The following is a 20,349-nucleotide window of genomic DNA, read 5'->3' on the forward strand; positions in this document are numbered from 1 at the left end:
ACGGAACCGAGGGGTCGTTGCTGCCCTCATGGTGATTTGGCATGCTCAAACGGCCTATAACCAGTAATACGCTGGAGGTCCCGCATGTCTGCTGCGATTTCGATTGCGCAAATGAGCCAGTTGGTCGATGCACTCGACCACGAGGACTTTCCTAATTTGCTGCTCGGATGTCTGGATAGCATCGTGTCGTTTGATCTGTTCGCTTTGTTTCTTTATGACAAGGCTGCAGCCCCCACTTATCTGTGCAGCAACTTTCCCATCGGGGTGGAAGAGCGGTCACTGCATAGGTTCTCCAGCGATACCTTCCGTTATCACCCTTTCTACCAGCACCACCTGAAAGGCCTCGACAACGGTATCTACTTCATGCGCGAGCTCAGCCAGTCGCCATTTCTGCAGCGCCCCGCGTGCGAATGCGACAGCATCCGTTTCAGCAGCAATGAGGAAATTGGCTATATCACTCGAGGATTTCCTGATTTGCTCAAGGAGTTGGATATCACCGTCCGACTGAGTGACGAGCGGACGCTCCAAGTGGGGCTTTACCGCCATGGCCGCGCTACGTTCTTCCCGGATGAGATCGCGAAGCTGGGCTGCCTGTTCCCTTTAATTCAGTCGCTGTTGAAGCGTTACCTGAACACCTGGCTGGCAAACAGGCAACAGCCGTCACGGGAACATTTCTACCGGGCTGGCATGCAAAGCATCGGTGAACTTTTGTCGCCTCGGGAAGCTGAGATCGTTAGCTTGATTCTCAAAGGCTTCAGCTCGAAGGAAATTTCCGAAAAGCTCAGGATCAGTGCCGAGACCGTCAAGACGCATCGAAAGAACTCTTACCTGAAACTTGAGGTCTCGACTGCAGCGGAATTGGTCTCGCGCTTCCTGGATGACGTATCGCTGACCATGCGCACACCGATGGCGACAGATCGAAGGATGAAGTAGGTAGAGGGGGATTACTGCTGAACGGCGGCAGTGGATAGTTTCGAGCCGGCAAGGTCAGGCTCTCTTCATTACACGGTCGCCGGGCATCGGCAATCCTATCGAATCGACCTGGAACCACTGGAACATAAGGCTGCCCAGGTCTCGCCACATGATGAACAACTAAACATCGTTCAATGCAGCACCTGCGCCGGATTATCTTGTGAATGTACCCCGATCAGCGCCTGGCCGTATCGTCTGCCAGCGCAAGCGCTACCCGTTGCCTCAAGCAGAATGGCCAATCGCCTCACAGAGTCTTTCGGCGTGATCTAAGCTCCACGAAGGTTGGCCTCTCGAGCAGAGGTTTTCATGCCAAGCACACCTGAAGACGGTCTCAAGAGCGCGTTGAAAGCCTGTCGCGAGAGCTTCTTTTTCGTCGGCTTTTTCAGCTTATTCATCAACGCGCTAATGCTCGTTCCAACCTTTTATATGCTTCAGGTGTATGGGCGGGTGATAACCAGCGGAAGCCTGACCACCCTGGCCATGCTGACGCTGATCATGTCCGTGCTGGTGATCACCCTCGGCTCCCTGGAGTGGATTCGCTCGCGCATCATGGTCCGGGTCAGTACCCGCCTGGATGTGCTGCTGAGCCGCCAGGTCTACAGGGCCAGTTTCAGGCGGGCCCTGGACAGCGGCGGCATGGATGCCTCGGCGCAGCCGCTCAACGACCTGACGGGCCTGCGCCAGTTCCTCACCGGCAGCGGCCTGTTCGCCTTCTTCGACGCTCCCTGGCTGCCGATCTATATCGCCGTGATGTTCCTGTTCCACCCCTGGTTCGGCTGGGTGGCGACGGGCAGCGCCCTGCTGTTGCTGTTGCTCGCCTACGTCAACGAGAAGCTGACGGCCCCGGCGCTGGCCCAGGCCAACAAGGAGCATATCGGGGCGACGCTGCACACCACGAAGAACCTGCGCAATGCGGAAGTCATCGAGTCCATGGGCATGCTGGAAACCCTGATGGACCGCTGGGGGCAACGGCAGCGGAACGTTCTGCTGTTGCAATCCCTGGCGAGCGACAAGGGGGCGATCGTCAGCACGCTGTCCCGGACGTTCCGGCTGCTCGTGCAATCCCTGGTGCTGGGGCTGGGCGCGTACCTGGCGGTGGACCATCAGGTGGGGGCGGGCATGGTGTTCGCCGGGGCCGTGCTCCTGGGCCGTGCGCTGGCCCCCATCGACCTGCTCATCGGCAGCTGGAAGGGCTTCATTTCGGCGCGCTCGCAGTACGGCCGGCTGAACGACATCCTTGGCAAGCTGCAGGCGCAGCCCGAGCGCATGTCGCTGCCGGCGCCCCAGGGGCACATGCAGATCGAGAACCTGATCGTCACGGCGCCCGGCTCGAAGACCCCGATCATCAGGAACATCAGTTTCAGCGTACCCGCCGGCTGCGTGGTGGGCATCATCGGCCCCAGCGCCGCCGGCAAGTCGACCCTGGTCAGGGCGCTGATGGGGGTGTGGGCGCCGATGCATGGGGTGGTCCGGCTGGATGGCGCGGACATCAGCACCTGGGACAAGCACGAACTCGGCCCGCACATCGGCTACCTGCCCCAGGACATCGAGCTGTTCGAAGGCAGCGTCGGCGAGAACATCGCCCGCTTCGCCGAGGTCGATCCGGAGAAGGTCATCCGGGCCGCCCGGATGGCCGGCGTTCACGAAATGATCCTGCTGCTGCCCGATGGCTACGACACCGTCATCGGCAGCGAGGGGGTGATGCTCTCGGGAGGGCAGCGCCAGCGCATCGGGCTGGCCCGCGCGCTGTACGGCAACCCGCGGCTGATCGTGCTCGACGAGCCCAACTCCAATCTCGACGACGTCGGCGATCGCGCCCTGGCGGCGGCCATCCAGCAGCTCAAGAAGACCGGCGCGACCCTGTTCGTCATCACCCACCGCACCAACATCGTGTCGCAACTCGACCGGCTCCTGCTGATGAACGATGGCGTCATCACGCTCTACGGGTCGCGCGATCAGGTGCTGGCCGAACTCACCGCAAAACAGCCGCAGGTACAACAGCAGGGACACCCGCGCGCCATGCCGGCAGGCGCCAGTGTCGCTCCGGTCGATACCCGCAAGGACGACTTCGATGCCCAGTCGTCAAATTGAAAGCTTCACCGACCTGCCGATATCGGATCACAGGATCCGCCGCCTGGGCTTCGCCATCGTCGGGGTGACCTTCGGCCTGTTCGGCACCTGGGCGGCGCTCGCGCCCCTCGACGGCGCCGTCTACGCGCCGGGGGTGGTCACGGTGCAGACCTACCGCAAGACCGTCCAGCACCTCGAAGGCGGCATCGTCAAGGAGGTGCTGGTGCATGACGGCGACATCGTCAGGCGGGACGATCCGCTGATCGTCCTCGACGATGCCCAGCTGCGCTTCGAATACGAGATGACCCGCAACCAGCTGGTCGCGGCCATGGCCATGGAGGCGCGGCTCAAGGCCGAGCGCGACTCGCTGTCGGCGATCAGCTTCGGCGAGAGCGCCGATCTCGCCAGCCCGCGCGGCATGGAGGCGCGCCAGAGCGAGACCCAGGTGTTCGACGCCCGGCAGGGCTCGCGGCTGGGCCAGATCGCGGTGCTGCGCGAACGCATCGGCCAGTTGAACCAGCAGATCAACGGGCTGGAATCGGTGATCGGCGCCAAGGTCCAGCTGGAGGGCTCCTACAGCGGCGAAATCGGCGAGCTGTCCGACCTGCTCAAGCAGGGCTTCGTCGACAAGCAGCGCCTGGTCGAGCAGCAGCGCAAGCTGGGGCTGCTCAGGTCCGAGGTGGCGGACCACCGGGCCAGCATCAACCGGGCCCGGCTGCAGATCAACGAAACCCAGCTGCAGATCCTGCAGGTCGACAAGGATTTCAACGCCGAGGTCGCCAAGCAGCTGGCCGAGGTCCAGACCAAGATCTACGACCTGCGCGAGAAGAGCTCGTCCCTGGAGGACCGGCTCGGCCGCATCGTCATCCGCGCGCCCGACGCGGGCATGGTGATCGGCATGACGGTGCACACCGTCGGCGGCGTCGTGCATCCGGGGACGCCGCTGCTGGACATAGTGCCGTCGGTCTCCGAGCTGGTCATCGAGGCCCAGGTGCCGCCGGTGGACATCGATCGCATCGCCATCGGCAAGCGCGCCGACATCCGTTTCAGCGCGTTCAATGCCGCCACCACGCCGGTGATCGAAGGCGAGGTGAGCAGCGTATCGGCCGACCGGCTGATCAATGAAAAGAGCGGGAATGCCTATTACCTGGCGCGGGTCCGGGTCACCGAGCACGGCGTGCGCACCCTGGGTGAACGCAAGCTGGTGCCGGGGATGCCGGCGGACGTGCTGATCATCACCGGGCAGCGCACGCTGTTGCAGTACCTGATGCAGCCGGCCCGCAATGCCCTGTCCCAATCGATGATCGAGGAATGATCATGGACACCTCGACAGTTCTGCTGGCTGGAGCCTTCATGCTGGCGGCGGGCGGCGCCCTGGCGCAGACCGCCGCGGCAACATCGCCCGGGGTCAGCGTCTCGGACCTTTCCACCGATCTCATGCAGTTGTACCGCGAGGCGCGGCTGGAGGACCCGAAGGTCCTGGCCTCCTTCGCGCAGGCGCAGTCGGGCCGGGAGCACCAGCGCGAAGCCATGGGAGCGCTGTTGCCGCAGGTTTCGCTCAACGCCGGGACCAACTGGATCAACCAGCAGAACGACCTGGTGCACGACAGCTACGACAGCGAAAGCTACAGCCTGGTGCTGCGGCAGTACCTCTACAACAAGGCTGCGTGGGAGAACTACAAGAAGTTCAAGAGCCTGGCCAAGCAGTCCGAATCGGAGGCGCTGGAAGCCCAGGCGGAGGCCACCGTGGAACTGGCGCGGCGCTACTTCACCGCGCTGGCGGCCGAGGACGAGCTGGAGCTGGTGCGGGCGGAGCGGCGGACCACCCAGGAAAGCCTGGACCGGGTCAATGCGTTGTACGAGAAGCAGCTGGCGCTGGTCACCGACCAGCTCGACCTCAAGGCCCGGGTCGACCTGCTGGCGGCGCAGGAACTGGACGCCAGCAACCAGGCCACCATCAGCCGCGAGTCGCTGGCGGAGATCGTCGGCCGGCCGGTCAAGGAGCGGCTCAGCCGGGTCCGCGATGACGTGCGCCTGCGGGCGTCGGCGCAGAGCCTGGAAACCTGGGTGCGTGACGGCATGGCGCAGAACCCGGCGCTCAAGGCCAGCGAGAGCGCCGTCGAGGCAGCGGAAGCCGCGCTGCGCAGCGGCAAGGGCGGGCATTATCCGACCGTGAGCCTGAGCCTGAGCGCGCAACAGACCAACGAGGGCTACAACAACTCCCTGGCGCCGCGCACCGACAGCTATGTCGCCGGCGTCGGCGTGCAGGTGCCGATCTACAGCGGCGGTTCGACCTCGGCGCGGGTCCGCGGGCTCTACCAGGACCAGCTCGCCGCCGAGCAGCAACTGGAAGAGATCCGCCGCCGGGTGGTCAAGGAGATCACCAGCGCGTACCTGACCGCCAATTCCAACGGTGAAAAGATCGAGGCGAGCCGGGTGGCGCTGTCCTCGGCGCAGCTGTCCCGGGTGGCGGCGGAGAAAGGGCTGAGCTACGGAATGGTCAACGCCGTCGACGTGCTGGCCGCCGTACGCAACGAGTTCCGCGCGCGGCGCGACCTGCTCAAGACGCAATACGAGTTTCTCAGCAATGTGTTCACCCTCAACCGCTGGGCGGGACGGCCGCCGGTGGAAAGCGTCGAGAGCGTGAATGGCTGGCTGGGCCCCGGCAGCCCCGGCCAGGACTTCCAGCAACCCTGATCCCGCCAGGCCGGGACTGCTCTGGTCCCGGTGTCGCCCCTCAGCCTGAAACCGCCCCGCGCCTCCTGCGCGCCGCGACTCGTTGGATTCGCGCGTGGCTCGGCGAGCCGGGCCTGGACGATAATTTGACGCAGTCGACAGTATTTGCGTTTCGTTCGCGCCGCTTGTCGATTAATTGACGACCTCTGCGGGGCCGGCCGGGATTGCAGACCGCACGGGGCACGCCTAAGGCCTTGATTTACCAGGGGCTGCCGGCAACCTCCGGAAGCCTCGGCCGGGCCGCCGGAGGAGACCCAGGGCGACGGCCGGCGGATGAACGGGCTGGCAGGATGCCTGGCTGGCCTAGACTCATTTGACCGGCCGAGGGAACACAACATCCAGGGCAAGCCAGTGCGGTTGCTCCTGCTGGTGTTGTCTCGACGGGCTTTACCCTGCTGTTGGATACGCCCTCAACCTCTGCCGTTGCAGCGGGTGGACGTGGCCTCACGGGGCGGTGGAAACGTGGGTATTCAATACCCGGACCGGCACCGTCCAGGCTCGTCGGCACCCGCATCTGTCCTCCCATCGCGGTAGCCAGCCTAGCGAATCGCTTATCCCGAAAGGCCCGCGGGTGGGAGGTCGTTGTTCATCGTTCACGGAGGTCAGAAATAAAATGCCTGACCACAGAAAACCCATACGCGTGATGCTGATCGACTGTCGCCCCCTCGTCCTGATGGGCCTCCACGACCTGATCAATGCCAGAAAGCCCCGGATGGAAGTGGGCGGCCAGGCCACCACCTATACCTACGCGCTGGACCTTGCCGACCGCTTGCGCCCCGATGTGATCTTCCTGAGTTTCTTCCCCGATGCGCTGAGCCCGCTGGAAGTCGTCGCGGAACTCGCCCGCAGCGCCGAAATGAAGGTGCTGGTGCTCAAGGGCCTGTACGAATCCGTCCCCGTCGCCCAGGCGATCGAGGCGGGCGCACGCGGCGTGGTGCTGGCGGAAGACCCGACGGAATCGATCGTCCAGGCCATCATCAACGTCCACCACCGCGACATCGGCCGGGACAGGGCCTGGGCCGGCGGGCTTTCCGGCTATGCCGCGAGCGGGCATATCCATTTGAAGTGCAATCCGGAACAGGCGAAACAGGCGCGGCTGACGCTGCGCGAGAGGGAACTGATCTGCGCCATCGTCGAGGACCCGTCCGCCAAGTACATGAGCATCGCCGAGCGCCTGGGCATCAGCGAGCACACCGTGCACAACCACCTCAGCAACATCTACCAGAAGCTCGATCTCATCAACCGCATGGACCTGCTGATGTACGCGCTGAAGCACGGGCTCACCAGCAGCGAAGAACCGCCCGAGTCCGGCTGGGTGGAACTGGACAGCGGCTCACGGCAGAACGCCTAGCCCCTTCGGGCCCGGCGTCATCCTCCCGCGGTCTTTGCCGGCCACGGTCGTCCGCGTGGTGCATGCCGCGTAACGGTGCCGCTTTCGGGCCGCAGGCTGCCCGGGTGTAACCCCGCAAAGGACATGCGAGGGTGGTTTCCACGCCACCCCCGCATTCCGGCACGCGCGCGCTGTGTCAGGCGCTGCCATGCACGATGTCGGTGTTCTGAATGTTGACCCCGACCACGGTGATGGTCGTCAGCTGTCCGCCGGTCTCGGCAATCGTCACGATGCTGTCTGCGCCGGAATTGTCGATCGACTGGACCGTGGAGGCCGGGTCGCCGATGAGCACCAGCGCGTCCCGGTGGCCGGCGGTCTCATCGAAGCCGGTGACCTGGTATTGCTGGCCCGCGCTGGGGGACAGGTCGACGTTGAAGGCATCACGCGCGCCGGTCACCCCCGCCAGCGTGAAGTCGAAGGTCGCACCGGCCCCATCGCTGGCGAACAGGTTGGCGGTGAACGCGCTGCTCGCCGTGTCGCCATCCTGGTCCGTCACCGTGGCGTTGAACGCCAGCTGGACGTCGTTGGCCAGGTTTTCGACCTGCTTGATGAACTCGATCGTCGGGATCTTGACCGTACCCAGGCCCATCGTCAGCTGGACCGCGTCGATCAGCTTGCCGGCCACCGTCTGCACGGTGAAGGACTGCTGTCCTCCGGCCTCCGGATGCAGGTCGGTGGCGAGCACCTTGATGGGCGCGCCGGACGTCGTGCCGTCGTCGTAGTAGGCCGTGTAGTACAGCGCTTCCGTGGCGGGGTTGTAGCCCTGGACCGAGTTGTCGATGTAGACCTTCATGGCCGTCAGCAGGCTCTCGGGATTGATGACGAAGCTCTCGTCACCGGCATTGATGCCGGCGGTGTTGTTGCCCTCCAGGTTGTTGTTGTCGATACCGATACCCGAGGTGCTGACGTTCATTTTCCCCGCGCCGATGTACGACGGCAGGGGGTTGGTCTGCAGTTGTGCCTCGGTGGGGTCGGGCTCGCCGAGTCCGATGCCGGTCAGGATGCTGTTCGCGCCGGTCTGCGGCGCCAGCGGATCGGCGGCGAAGAAGACGATCTCCTCGGAGGCCGACGGAATCGCCGGGTCATCGGTCGGCGGAATCAGCAATGTGCGCACCGGGTCCGGGCCGCCCGCGGCAAGCGCGCCGTCGGCACTGCTGAGGACGAGCGTGGTGCTGAAGCCCTGCACCAGGTCCAGCGTGTAGCTGCCGTCGGCATGGGCGGTCAGGGTGTAGTCGATACTGGTGTCCGCGGTGGCGGCGTTGTTGTCGAAGTCGCCGGTCAGGGTCCCGGCGAAGTGGAACGCGCCATCGCCGTCCGGTGACGGCGACTGCTCGGTGAGCGTGCCGGTTCCGCTGGTGGTCGTGCTGTCAGGCCTGACCAGGGTGACGCCGGTCAACGCGATATCCAGGCCGGCCGCCCCCACTCCATCGGCGCCGTATGCCTTGTCCCAGTACCCGGTCTGCGGAAGGATGCTGCCGGTGCCGACCAGGTTGCCGAAGGCCAGGGTCGGCGTGTCGTCGTCGACGGTGATGACCAGCTTCTCGGCGGCGGCGGTCACGGTGTCGCCATCGCTGTCGGTGGCCTGCAGCAGCGTGCCGAGGTTGATGTCGATGTCGTTTTCGTCGTTACCGGCCGGATGATCCAGCGGGCCGAGCAGGTTGAAGGTGTAGGCACCCGCTGCGGTCAGGGCCAGCGTGAAGACGTTGGCGCCGCCCACACCGGCGGTGGCGGTGAGGGTGTTGCCGACGACGTTGTAGACCAGCGCGGTGCCGCCGGAACTCAGCGCCTGCAAGCCGCTGGTGTCAGTGGACATGGAGTAGGTCAGCGGCACGTCGGCGCCGGACTGGAAGATGCCGGCCACGCTGCCGCTGGCCGTGGTGGCTTCGCCGGCCACATCACCGATGCCGCCGGGGATGCCGCCTGGCAGGCCGTCTTCGTCGACCGTGCCCGTTACCGGAGTGCCGGCCGCGGTCGGGGTATCGTCATCGACGGTGATGACCAGTTTCTCGGCGGCGGCGGTTACGGTGTCGCCGTCGTTGTCGGTGGCTTGCAGCAGCGTACCCAGGTTGATGGTCAGGTCGTTCTCGTCATTGCCGGCCGGGTGATCCAGCGGAGCGAGCAGGGTGAAGCTGTAGTCCCCTGCCGATGTCAGGCTGAAGGTGAATACGCTGGTGCCGCCGACACCGGCGGTGGCGGTTAGGGTGTCACCGACAACGCTGTAGACCAGCGCCACGCCGCCGGAGCTCAGCGCCGGCAGGCCGCTGGTGTCGCTGGACATGGAGTAGGTCAGCGGTACGTCGGCGCCGGACTGGAAGATGCCAGTCACGCTGCCGCTGGCAGTCGTTTCCTCGCCCGCCACGTCGCCAACCCCGCCGGCGATGCCGTTGGGCAGGCCGTCTTCATCCACCGTGCCAGCTGCCGGGGTGCCGGCCGCGGTCGGCGTGTCGTCATCGACGGTGATGACCAGCTTTTCAGCGGCGGCGGTGACCGTGTCACCGTCGTTGTCGGTGGCCTGCAGCAGCGAGCCGAGATTGAGGGTCAGGTCGTTCTCGTCATTGCCGGCCGGGTGATCCAGCGGAGCGAGCAGGGTGAAACTGTAGTCTCCTGCCGATGTCAGGCTGAAGGTGAACACGCTGGCGCCGCCGACACCGGCGGTGGCGGTGAGAGTGTCACCGACGACGCTGTAGACCAGTGCCACGCCGCTCGAACTCAGCGCCGGCAGGCCACTGGTGTCGCTGGCCATGGAGTAGGTCAGCGGCACATCGGCGCCGGACTGGAAGATGCCGGTCACGCTGCCGCTGGCAGTCGTTTCCTCGCCCGCCACGTCGCCAACCCCGCCAGCGATGCCGTTGGGCAGGCCGTCTTCGTCCACCGTTCCAGTCGCCGGGGTGCCAGCCGCGGTCGGCGTGTCGTCATCGACGGTGATGACCAGTTTTTCAGCGGCGGCGGTCACGGTGTCGCCGTCGTTGTCGGTGGCTTGCAGCAGCGTACCGAGGTTGATGGTCAGGTCGTTTTCGTCGTTACCGGCCGGGTGATCCAGCGGAGCGAGCAGGGTGAAGCTGTAGTCTCCTGCCGCGGTCAGGCTGAAGGTGAACACGCTGGCGCCGCCGACACCGGCGGTGGCGGTGAGGGTGTCACCGACGACGCTGTAGACCAGCGCCACGCCGCCGGAGCTCAGCGCCGGTAGGCCGCTGGTGTCGCTGGACATGGAGTAGGTCAGCGGTACGTCGGCGCCGGATTGGAAGATGCCGGTCACGCTGCCGCTGGCGGTCGTTTCCTCGCCGGCCACGTCGCCAACCCCGCCGGCAATACCGTTGGGCAGGCCGTCTTCGTCCACCGTTCCAGTCGCCGGGGTGCCAGCCGCGGTCGGCGTGTCGTCATCGACGGTGATGGCCAGCTTCTCGGCAGCGGCGGTTACGGTGTCGCCGTCGTTGTCGGTGGCTTGCAGCAGCGTGCCCAGGTTGATGGTCAGGTCGTTTTCATCGTTGCCGGCCGGATGATCCAGCGGGCCGAGCAGGGTGAAGCTGTAGTCTCCTGCCGCGGTCAGGCTGAAGGTGAACACGCTGGCACCGCCGACACCGGCGGTGGCCGTAAGGGTGTCACCGACAACGCTGTAGACCAGCGCCACGCCGCCGGAGCTCAGTGCCGGCAAGCCGCTGGTATCGCCGGACACGGAATAGGTCAGCGGCACATCGGCGCCGGACTGGAAGATGCCGGTCACGCTGCCGCTGGCAGTCGTTTCCTCGCCGGCCACGTCGCCAACCCCGCCGGCGATGCCATTGGGCAGACCGTCTTCGTCGACCGTGCCAACTGCCGGGGTACCGGCCGCCGTTGGCGTATCGTCATCGACGGTGATGGCCAGCTTCTCGGCTGCAGCCGTCACGGTATCGCCGTCCTTGTCGGTGGCTTGCAGCAGCGAGCCGAGATTGATGGTCAGGTCGTTCTCGTCGTTACCGGCCGGGTGATCCAGCGGAGCAAGCAGGGTGAAGCTGTAGTCTCCTGCCGATGTCAGGCTGAAGGTGAAGACGCTGGCGCCGCCGACACCGGCGGTGGCCGTGAGGGTGTCACCGACGACGCTGTAGACCAGCGCCACGCCGCCGGAACTCAGTGCCGGCAAGCCGCTGGTATCGCTGGCCATGGAGTAGGTCAGCGGCACATCGGCGCCGGACTGGAAGATGCCCGTCACGCTGCCGCTGGCGGTCGTCGCCTCGCCGGCCACGTCGCCAACCCCGCCGGCAATACCGTTGGGCAGGCCGTCTTCATCCACCGTACCGGTCGCCGGGGTGCCGGCCGCGGTCGGCGTGTCGTCATCGACGGTGATGACCAGTTTTTCAGCGGCGGCCGTGACCGTGTCGCCGTCCTTGTCGGTGGCTTGGAGCAGCGTACCGAGGTTGAGGGTCAGGTCGTTTTCATCGTTGCCGGCCGGATGATCCAGCGGGCCGAGCAGGGTGAAGGTGTAGGCGCCCGCCGATGTCAGGCTGAAGGTGAACACGCTGGCGCCGCCGACACCGGCGGTGGCCGTGAGGGTGTCACCGACGACGCTGTAGACCAGCGCTACGCCGCCGGAGGTCAGTGCCGGCAGGCCGCTGGTATCGCTGGACACGGAATAGGTCAGCGGCGCGTCGGCGCCGGACTGGAAGATGCCGGCCACGCTGCCGCTGGCCGTGGTGGCCTCGCCGGCCACATCACCGACGCCGCCCGGGATGCCATTGGCCAGGCCGTCTTCATCCACGGTGCCGGTCGCGGGAGTGCCGGCCGCTGACGGCCCGTCGTCCTCGAAGATCATCTTGGAGCCGATTTCGCCGGTCGCCGTGGCGACCTTGAGCAGCTTGAAGCCGCCGATATCGAAGTCGGCGTGGTCATTGCCCTTGGCGTCGACGGCCGCGCCGTTCTCGACGAGCACGCGGTTGTGATTCGCCGTGGTGGTGTATTCGATGCTGTAGCCGGCCAGCACGCCGGTGATGGTCGCAACCCCGCCGCTGAAGTTGATGGCGATGCCGGGGTCGTTCGCCGAGCCATCGGAGTTCTCGATGACCAGCCCGGTGCTGGTGTTGATGACGCGGATATTGGTGATCGCGACCGCCGCGTCGCCGGCATAGCCGTTGATGAAGTCCGTGCCTGTTTCAAGCGCGGTGCTGAATGCGCTGACCTTCACCACGGCGCTCTTGCCGCTTTGCAGTTGCACGACATCGAAGCTGGCCGTTGTCGTGTTGAAGAGCTGGGTGAAGTCGATGTTGGCTTCGACGTCCGCTTCGTTCTGATCCAGGTTGGGAACGGTCACGTCCTGCCGGGCGCCGGTGACGAAGGTAAAGCGAATGCCCTCCTGCTCCACGATCATCTGGTTGTTGGTGCCGAGGGTGGTCGGGCCACCGCCCTGGCTGGTGTTGACGGTGTCACCGGTGTTTATGTTGGCGCCCGATGACTGGTCGGCGGGGTCCTTGCCGGTGGCGATGATGGTGGGATCGCTGATCCGCAATACACCCCCGTCATCGACCACGGTCGGATTCGCCGCCGTGTACATCAGGAACAGGTTCTGCCCTGAGGGCGCATGCGCCAGGCTGAAGGTCAGGTCCTGGGTGGTGCCGACGAAGACCTTGTTGAGCAGATTGAGGGCATCGTCGGGGTCGGTCGCATCCGGGTGCTTGAGCGGCTGGTATTCCACCGTCCAGATCTTGCCGCCGGAGACCGGCGATCCGGTTTCCTCTATGTAGGCGGCGAACACGATCGCGCCGCTGTCGCTACCGGCCCGCCCCACGAGGACGTTGTTGTTGGTCGCATCCGTATAGAGAAGGATGTGCGTGCCATCGAGGGTCTGCAGTCCGCTGTCCAGGCCGTCGAGCGCCGCGCCGCCGCTGTCGGTGAAGCTGACGTCGGTAATGGCTCCGCCGGGCAGGGGATTGAGGGTGAAGGCATTGCTGCCGGTGTCGCCCACGGCCCCCGTGTAGCCACTCAGGGCGGCGCCCGTGGCGGTGCCCGCGCCCAATGCCGTCAGGCGGGCAGTGAAGGCCGAGGGCAGGGCGGCCAGCAGGATGTCATTGTCGTCGGCGTCGCCCGCCGGGCTTGGCGTGGCCGTGGCGTTCTGCAGTCCGGCGGTTTCGTCCTGGGTAACGGTCACGCCGGTCGCCGCGACGACTGGATCGTCGGTGAACGAGGTTGTCGCCACCGTGCCGTCATCGGCGGCCGCGCTGAGCAGGAAGGACGCGCCTGCCGAGTCGTCGGGATTGACGTACCACGAGGTGGTGACACTGCCATTGACCTGGCCGTCGAGGTCACCGGCGCCGCCGTCGGTCACGGACCAGGCCGCGTGCCCGTCGCCGGAGCTGGCGGCGAGCTCGTCGTCGGGCGTGCCCCACACGCCATCCGGGCCGGCGCCCGTGATGTGCTGCACCTGGAAGGTCAGGGTGCTGCCGGCGTCGAAGCCGTTGGCCGTGATGATGGCCGTGCTACCGGGGGCGTAGTCTTGCTGGTCGGTGATAACGGTGGGCGAGGTGTATTTCTTCTGGATGGTCATGGCTTTCTCCCGAGCAGTACCAATCAGGCAGGCCGGATGCGGGCCTTTTACTGCCACATACCGCCACTATGGGTATGTGCCGGGGGAATTGGCATCGGCCGATACTCCCAATCAGGGTGGGAGTTTCAGCCTATCCGGACGGGGCGATCGGAGGGTCGATTGGCGCGGCCGTCGCGGGCCACAAAAAATGCGAGGGTGGTTTCCACGCCACCCTCGCATCCGTTCAAGCGCACGATGTATCAGGCGCTGCCATGCACGATGTCGGTGTTCTGAATATTGACCCCGACCACGGTGATGGTCGTCAGTTGTCCGCCGGTCTCGGCAATCGTCACGATGCTGTCCGTGCCGGAATTGTCGATCGACTGGACCGTGGAGGCCGCGTCGCCGATGAGCACCAGCGCGTCCCGCTGGCCGACGGTCTCATCGAAGCCGGTGACCTGGTACTTGTTCTGGGTCACGGACAGGTCGACGTTGAAGGCGTCACGCGCACCGGTCACGCCCGCCAGCGTGAAGTCGAAGGTCGAGCCGGCCGACTCGTTGGCGAACAGGTTGGCGGTGAATGCGCTGGTCGCCGTGTCGCCATCCTTGTCCGTCACCGTGGCGTTGAACGCCAGCTGGACGTCGCTGGCCAGGTTTTCGGTCTGTTTGACGAACTCGATCGTCGGGATCTTGACCGTGCCCAGGCCCATCGTCAGCTGGACCGCGTCGATCAGCTTGCCGGCCACCGTCTGCACGGTGAAGGACTGCTGCCCCCCGGCCTCCGGATGCAGGTCGGCGGCGAGCACCTTGATGGGCACGCCGGACGTCGTGCCGTCGTCGTAGTAGGCCGTGTAGTACAGCGCTTCCGAGGCGGGGTTGTACCCGCCTACCGAGTTGTCGATGTAGACCTTCACGGCGGTCAGCAGGGTCTCGGGGTTGACCACGAAGCTCTCGTCACCGGCATTGATGCCGGCCGTGTTGTTGCCCTCCAGGTTGTTGTTGTCGACGCCGATGCCGGAGGTGCTGACGTTCATTTTCCCCGAGCCGATGAACGTCTTGTCGGCGGCGGGGAGGGCCTCCAGTTGCGCTTCGGTGGGGTCGCTCGCCCCGAGCCCGATACCGCTCAGGATGCTCTTCGCGCCGGTCTGCGGGGCCAGTGGATCCGCGGCGAAGAAGACGATCTCCTCGGAGGCCGACGGAATCGCCGGGTCATCGGTCTTCGGAATCAGCAATGTCTGCACGGGGTCCGGGCCACCGGCAGCGAGCGCGCCGTCGGCACTGCTGAGAACCTGCGTCGAGCTGAAGCCCTGCACCAGATCCAGCGTGTAGGTGCCGTCGGCAAAGGCGGTCAGGGTGTAGTCGACGCTGGTATCCGCGGTGGCGGCGTTGTTGTCGAAGTCGCCGGTCAGGGTCCCGGCGAAGTGGTACGCGCCATTGCCGTCCGGTGAAGGCGACTGCTCGGTGAGCGTGCCGGTCCCGGTGGTGGTCGTGTTATCCGGCCTGACCAGGGTGAACTCGCCGTTCACCAGGGTGATATCCAGGCCGGTCGCCCCCGCGCCGTCGGTGCCGAACGAATGGTCCCAGTACCCGGTCTGCGGAAGGATGCTGCCGGTGCCGACCAGGTTGCCGAACGCCAGGCTCGGGCCGTCGTCCTCGAACCTGAAGGCGTCGCCGATATCGCGGGTTGCCGAGGCGCTGTCGCCGTCGCCGTCGGTGATGGTGGCGGTCAGGGTCACCAGGTTGGCCGCGGCCAGGGCGGCGGCGGAGGTGCCGCTCTCAACCGGGTCGAGCGGGTCGTTGTGTATCACCGAATGGATCTGCGTCAGGGTCACGGCGCCGGTGTTGGCGGCGACCGAGATCGTCAACGCGATGGCCCCGGCCGCATCGGCCAGGCCACCGGCGGTGCCGACCCGGCCGACGACCGAGCCGCTTTGCAGGAACAGGAAGATCTTGTTGCCCGACTGCGAATCCACCAGGCCGCTGTCCACGCCGCCGGGGGCGCTGACGCCAAGCGCGTAGGTGATCGCATCAGCGTCCTGGACATTGTCGTCGTTGGCATCCTTGAAGCTGTCCTTGCCGAAGTCCGAGGTGAACAGGCCGGCAAAGCTGGTGGGGCCGGCGCTGTCGGGGATGTCGGTGTCGTCGGTGGTCAGCGTGGGCACCGCCGTCTGGTTGGCGCTGATCGACGGGCCGTCGTCCTCGAACGCGAAGGCGTCGCCGATGTTGCGGGTTGCCGAGGCGGTGTCGCCATCGCCGTCGGTGATGGTGGCGGTCAGGGTCACCAGGCTGGCCGCGGCCAGGGCGGCGGCGGAGGTGCCGGTTTCAGCGGGATCGAGCGGATCGTTGTGTACCACCGAATGGTTCTGCGTCAGCGTCACGGCGCCGGTGTTGGCGGCGACCTCGATCGTCAGTGCGATGTCCCCGGCCGCATCGGCCAGTCCGCCGGCGGTTCCGACCCGGCCGACGACCGAGCCGCTTTCGAGGAACAGGAAGATCTTGTCGCCCGAGAGGGTGTCGACCAGGCCGCTGTCGACGCCGCCGGGAGCGCTGACGCCGAGCGCATAGGTGATCGCATCGGCATCCTGGACGTTATTGTCGTTGGCGTCCTTGAAGCCGTCCTTGCCGAAGTCCGAGGTGAACAGGCCGGCAAAGCTGGTGGGGCCGGCGCTGTCGGGGATGTCGGTGTCGTCGGTGGTCAGCGTGGGCACCGCCGTCTGGTTGGCGCTGATCGACGGGCCGTCGTCCTCGAACGCGAAGGCGTCGCCGATGTTGCGGGTTGCCGAGGCCGTGTCGCCATCGCCGTCGGTGATGGTGGCGGTCAGGGTCACCAGGTTGGCTGCTGCCAGGCCGGCGGCGGAGCTGCCGGTTTCAGCGGGATCGAGCGGATCGTTGTGCACCACCGAATGGCTCTGCGTCAGGGTCACGGCGCCGGTATTGGCGACAATCTCGATCGTCAGCGCGATGTCCCCGGCCGCATCGGCCAGGCCGCCGGCGGTTCCGACCCGGCCGACGACCGAGCCGCTTTCCAGGAACAGGAAGATCTTATCGCCCGACAGGGTGTCGACCAGGCCGCTGTCGACGCCGTCGGGAGCGCTGACGCCGAGTGCGTAGGTGATCGCATCGGCATCCTGGACGTTATTGTCGTTGGCGTCCTTGAAGCCGTCCTTGCCGAAGTCCGAGGTGAACAGGTTGGCAAAGCTGGTCGGGCCGGCGCTGTCCGGTATGTCGGTGTCGTCGGTGGTCAGCGTGGGCACCGCGGTCTGGTTGGCGCTGATCGACGGACCGTCGTCCTCGAACGCGAAGGCGTCGCCGATGTTGCGGGTTGCCGAGGCGGTGTCGCCGTCGCCGTCGGTGACGGTCGCGGTCAGGGTCACCAGGTTGGCTGCCGCCAGGCCGGCGGCGGAGGTGCCGCTTTCAGCCGGATCGAGCGGGTCGTTGTGCACCACCGAATGGCTCTGCGTCAGGGTCACGGCGCCGGTGTTGGCGGCGACCGAGATCGTGATGGCGATGGCTCCGGCCGCATCGGCCAGGCCACCGGCGGTTCCGACCCGGCCGACGACCGAGCCGCTTTCCAGGAACAGGAAGATCTTGTCGCCCGAGAGGGTGTCGACCAGCCCGCTGTCCACGCCGCCGGAGGCGCTGACGCCGAGCGCATAGGTGACCGCATCGGCATCCTGGACGTTATCGTCGTTGGCATCCTTGAAGCCGTCGTTGCCGAAGCTCGGCGCGTCGAACAGGCCGGCGAAGCTGGTGGGGCCGGCGCTGTCCGGGATATCGGTATCGTCGGTGGTCAGCGTGGGTGCCGCGGTCTGGTTGGCGCTGATCGACGGGCCGTCGTCCTCGAACTTGAAGGCATCGCCGATGTTGCGGGTTGCCGAGGCGGTGTCGCCGTCGCCGTCGGTGATGGTCGCGGTCAGCGTCACCAGGCTGGCCGCGGCCAGGGCGGCGGCGGAGGTGCCGCTCTCAACCGGATCGAGCGGATCGTTGTGCACCACCGAATGGTTCTGCGTCAGGGTCACGGCGCCGGTGTTGGCGGCGACCTCGATCGTCAGCGCGATGTCCCCGGCCGCATCGGCCAGTCCGCCGGCGGTTCCGACCCGGCCGACGACCGAGCCGCTTTCCAGGAACAGGAAGATCTTGTCACCCGACAAGGTGTCGACCAGGCCGCTGTCGACGCCGCCGGGGGCGCTGACGCCGAGCGCGTAGGTGATCGCATCGGCGTCCTGGACGTTGTCGTCGTTGGCGTCCTTGAAGCCGTCCTTGCCGAAGTCCGAGGTGAACAGGTTGGCAAAGCTGGTCGGCCCGGCGCTGTCCGGTATGTCGGTGTCGTCGGTGGTCAGCGTGGGCACCGCCGTCTGGTTGGCGCTGATCGACGGGCCGTCGTCCTCGAAGGCGAAGGCGTCGCCGATGTTGCGGGTTGCCGAGGCGGTGTCGCCATCGCCGTCGGTGGCGGTGGCGGTCAGGGTCACCAGGTTGGCCGCGGCCAGGGCGGCGGCGGAACTGCCGGTTTCAGCGGGATCGAGCGGATCGTTGTGCACCACCGAATGGTTCTGCGTCAGGGTCACGGCGCCGGTATTGGCTGCGACCGAGATCGTGATGGCGATGTCCCCCGCCGCATCGGCCAGTCCGCCGGCGGTTCCGACCCGGCCGACGACCGAGCCGCTTTCGAGGAACAGGAAGATCTTGTCGCCCGACAGGGTGTCGACCAGCCCGCTGTCGACGCCGCCGGGGGCGCTGACACCGAGCGCGTAGGTGATCGCGTCGGCGTCCTGCACGTGGTTGTGATCGGCATCCTTGAAGCCGTCCTGGCCGAAGGCCGCGCTGAACAGGTTGGCGAAGCTGGTCGGGCCGGCGCTGTCCGGTATGTCGGTGTCGTCGGTGGTCAGCGTGGGAACCGTGGCCTGAGTCGCGCTGATCGACGGCCCGTCGTCCTCGAAGATCATCTTGGAGCCGATTTCAGTGGTCGCCGTGGAGACCTGGAGCAGCTTGAAGCCACCGATATCGAAGTCGGCGTGGTCATTGCCCTTGGCGTCGACGGCCGCGCCGTTCTCGACGAGCACGCGGTTGTGGTCTGACGAGGTGGTGTATTCGATCTTGTAGCCGGCCAGCACGCCGGTGATGGTCGCAACCCCGCCGTTGAAGGTGATGGCGATGCTGGGATCATTCACCGAGCCATTCGAGTTTTCAACGACCGCCCCGGTGCTGATATTGATGACGCGGACATTGGTGATCGCGACTGCCGCGTCGCCCGTATAGCCGTTGATGAAGCTCGTGCCGGATTCGACAGCGGTGTCGAATGCGCTGATCTTCACCACCGCGCTCTTGCCGCTCTGCAACTGAACGACATCGAAACTGGCCGTTCTCGCGCCGAACATGCCGGTAAAGTCGATGTTGGATTCAAGGTCCGCTTCGTTCTGGTCCAGGTTGGGAATGGTCACGTCCTGCCGGGCGCCGGTGACGAAGGTGAAACGAATGCCCTCCTGTTCCACGATCATCTGGTTGTTGGTGCCGAAGGTGGTCGGGCCGCCGGCCTGGCTGGTGTTGATCGTGTCGCCCGTGGTTATGTTGGCCCCCGACGACTGGTCCGCGGGGTCCTTGCCGGTGGCGATGATGGTGGGGTCGGTGATCCGCATGACGCCGCCGTCATCGACCACTGTCGGGTTCGCCGTGGTGAACATCAGGAACAGGTTCTGCCCGGAGGGGGCATTGGCCAGGCTGAAGGTCAGGTCCTGGCTGGTGCCGATGAACACCTTGTTCAGCAGGTTGACGGCGTCGTCGGAGTTGGTCGCATCCGGGTGCTGGAGCGGCTGGTATTCCACGGTCCAGATCTTGCCGCCGGAGACCGGCGATCCGGTTTCCTCGATGTAGGCGGCGAGCACGATCGCGCCGCTGTCGCTGCCGGCCCGACCCACGAGGACGTTGTTGTTGGTCGTGTCCGTATAGAGAAGGATGTGCGTGCCATCGAGGGTCAGCAGCCCGCTGTCCAGGCCGTTGAGCGGCGCGCCACCGCTGCCGACGAAGCTGATATCGGTAATGCTGCCGCCGGGTACCGCGCTGATGGTGAACGCATTGCTGCCGGTGTTGCCCGCGGCGCCGGTATAACCACTCAGGGCCGCGCCCGTGGCGGTGCCCGCGCCCAGTGCGGTCAGCCGGGTCGTGAAGGCCGAGGGCAGGGCGGCGAGCAGGATGTCGTTGTCGTCGGCGTCGCCCGCCGGGCTTGGCGTGGCCGTGGCGTTCTGCAACCCGGCGGTTTCGTCCTGGGTGACGGTCACGCCGGTCGCGGTGATGACCGGTCCGCTGTCCGTGAACGAGGTTGTCGCCACCGTGCCGTCATCGGCGGCCGCGCTGAGCAGGAAGGTCGCGCCGGCCGAATCGTCGGGATTGACGTACCACGAGGTGGTGATGCTGCCGTTGACCTGGCCGTCGAGATCACCGGCGCCGCCGTCGGTCACGGACCAGGCCTCGTGCCCATCGCCGGAGGTGCTGTCGAGCTCGTCGTCGGGCGTGCCCCACACGCCATCCGGGCCCGTGCCCGTGACGTGCTGCACCTGGAAGGTCAGGGTGCTGCCGGCGTCGAATCCGCTGGCCGTGATGTCGGCCGTGCTACCGGGGGCATAGTCTTGCTGGTCGGTGCTGACAGTTGCATCGCTCGTCGACGATACATTTTTCTTATGGGTTGTCATGACGTTCT

General features: G+C 66.0%; 7 protein-coding genes. 5 read left to right on the forward strand and 2 right to left on the reverse strand.

What is annotated here, in order from left to right; translation table 11 throughout:
* Positions 1-84: 84 nt before the first annotated feature.
* The 5 genes from AC3B6A_RS10000 to AC3B6A_RS10020 all read left to right on the forward strand — a co-directional run bounded on the left by AC3B6A_RS10000 (position 85) and on the right by AC3B6A_RS10020 (position 7,129).
* The gene (locus tag AC3B6A_RS10000) at positions 85-933 is read left to right on the forward strand and encodes a response regulator transcription factor (RefSeq protein ID WP_488402420.1); all 849 of its coding nucleotides are present in this window, start codon (positions 85-87) and stop codon (positions 931-933) included.
* Between the two features lie 345 nt (positions 934-1,278).
* Positions 1,279-3,063, forward strand: coding sequence for a type I secretion system permease/ATPase (locus tag AC3B6A_RS10005; RefSeq protein ID WP_488402422.1), 1,785 nt, complete (start codon positions 1,279-1,281; stop codon positions 3,061-3,063).
* The gene (locus AC3B6A_RS10010) at positions 3,044-4,357 is read left to right on the forward strand and encodes an HlyD family type I secretion periplasmic adaptor subunit (protein WP_488402424.1); all 1,314 of its coding nucleotides are present in this window, start codon (positions 3,044-3,046) and stop codon (positions 4,355-4,357) included. The genes AC3B6A_RS10005 and AC3B6A_RS10010 overlap by 20 nt, the downstream gene beginning before the upstream one ends.
* A 2-nt stretch (positions 4,358-4,359) precedes the next feature.
* Positions 4,360-5,739: a TolC family outer membrane protein gene (locus tag AC3B6A_RS10015; RefSeq protein ID WP_488402425.1), complete on the forward strand. Its 1,380-nt coding sequence runs from the start codon at positions 4,360-4,362 to the stop codon at positions 5,737-5,739.
* 652 nt (positions 5,740-6,391) lie between these two features.
* Positions 6,392-7,129: a LuxR C-terminal-related transcriptional regulator gene (locus AC3B6A_RS10020; RefSeq protein WP_488402427.1), complete on the forward strand. Its 738-nt coding sequence runs from the start codon at positions 6,392-6,394 to the stop codon at positions 7,127-7,129.
* Between the two features lie 175 nt (positions 7,130-7,304).
* On the opposite strand, the gene AC3B6A_RS10025 is transcribed toward AC3B6A_RS10020, so the two are convergent.
* Together AC3B6A_RS10025 and AC3B6A_RS10030 are read right to left on the reverse strand one after the other, a co-directional pair.
* Positions 7,305-13,679, reverse strand: coding sequence for a beta strand repeat-containing protein (locus tag AC3B6A_RS10025; protein ID WP_488402429.1), 6,375 nt, complete (start codon positions 13,677-13,679; stop codon positions 7,305-7,307).
* 239 nt (positions 13,680-13,918) lie between these two features.
* Positions 13,919-20,341, reverse strand: coding sequence for a DUF5801 repeats-in-toxin domain-containing protein (locus tag AC3B6A_RS10030; RefSeq protein WP_488402431.1), 6,423 nt, complete (start codon positions 20,339-20,341; stop codon positions 13,919-13,921).
* Between the last annotated feature and the right edge of the window lie 8 nt (positions 20,342-20,349).

This window comes from Pseudomonas sp. B12(2026), from assembly GCF_057767015.1.

Bases quoted from the DNA above. Each gene is read 5' to 3' on its own strand.
- AC3B6A_RS10000 (WP_488402420.1), top strand. From the start codon at position 85: ATGTCTGCTGCGATTTCGATTGCGCAAATGAGCCAGTTGGTCGATGCA.
- AC3B6A_RS10005 (WP_488402422.1), top strand. From the start codon at position 1,279: ATGCCAAGCACACCTGAAGACGGTCTCAAGAGCGCGTTGAAAGCCTGT.
- AC3B6A_RS10010 (WP_488402424.1), top strand. From the start codon at position 3,044: ATGCCCAGTCGTCAAATTGAAAGCTTCACCGACCTGCCGATATCGGAT.
- AC3B6A_RS10015 (WP_488402425.1), top strand. From the start codon at position 4,360: ATGGACACCTCGACAGTTCTGCTGGCTGGAGCCTTCATGCTGGCGGCG.
- AC3B6A_RS10020 (WP_488402427.1), top strand. From the start codon at position 6,392: ATGCCTGACCACAGAAAACCCATACGCGTGATGCTGATCGACTGTCGC.
- AC3B6A_RS10025 (WP_488402429.1), bottom strand. From the start codon at position 13,679: ATGACCATCCAGAAGAAATACACCTCGCCCACCGTTATCACCGACCAG.
- AC3B6A_RS10030 (WP_488402431.1), bottom strand. From the start codon at position 20,341: ATGACAACCCATAAGAAAAATGTATCGTCGACGAGCGATGCAACTGTC.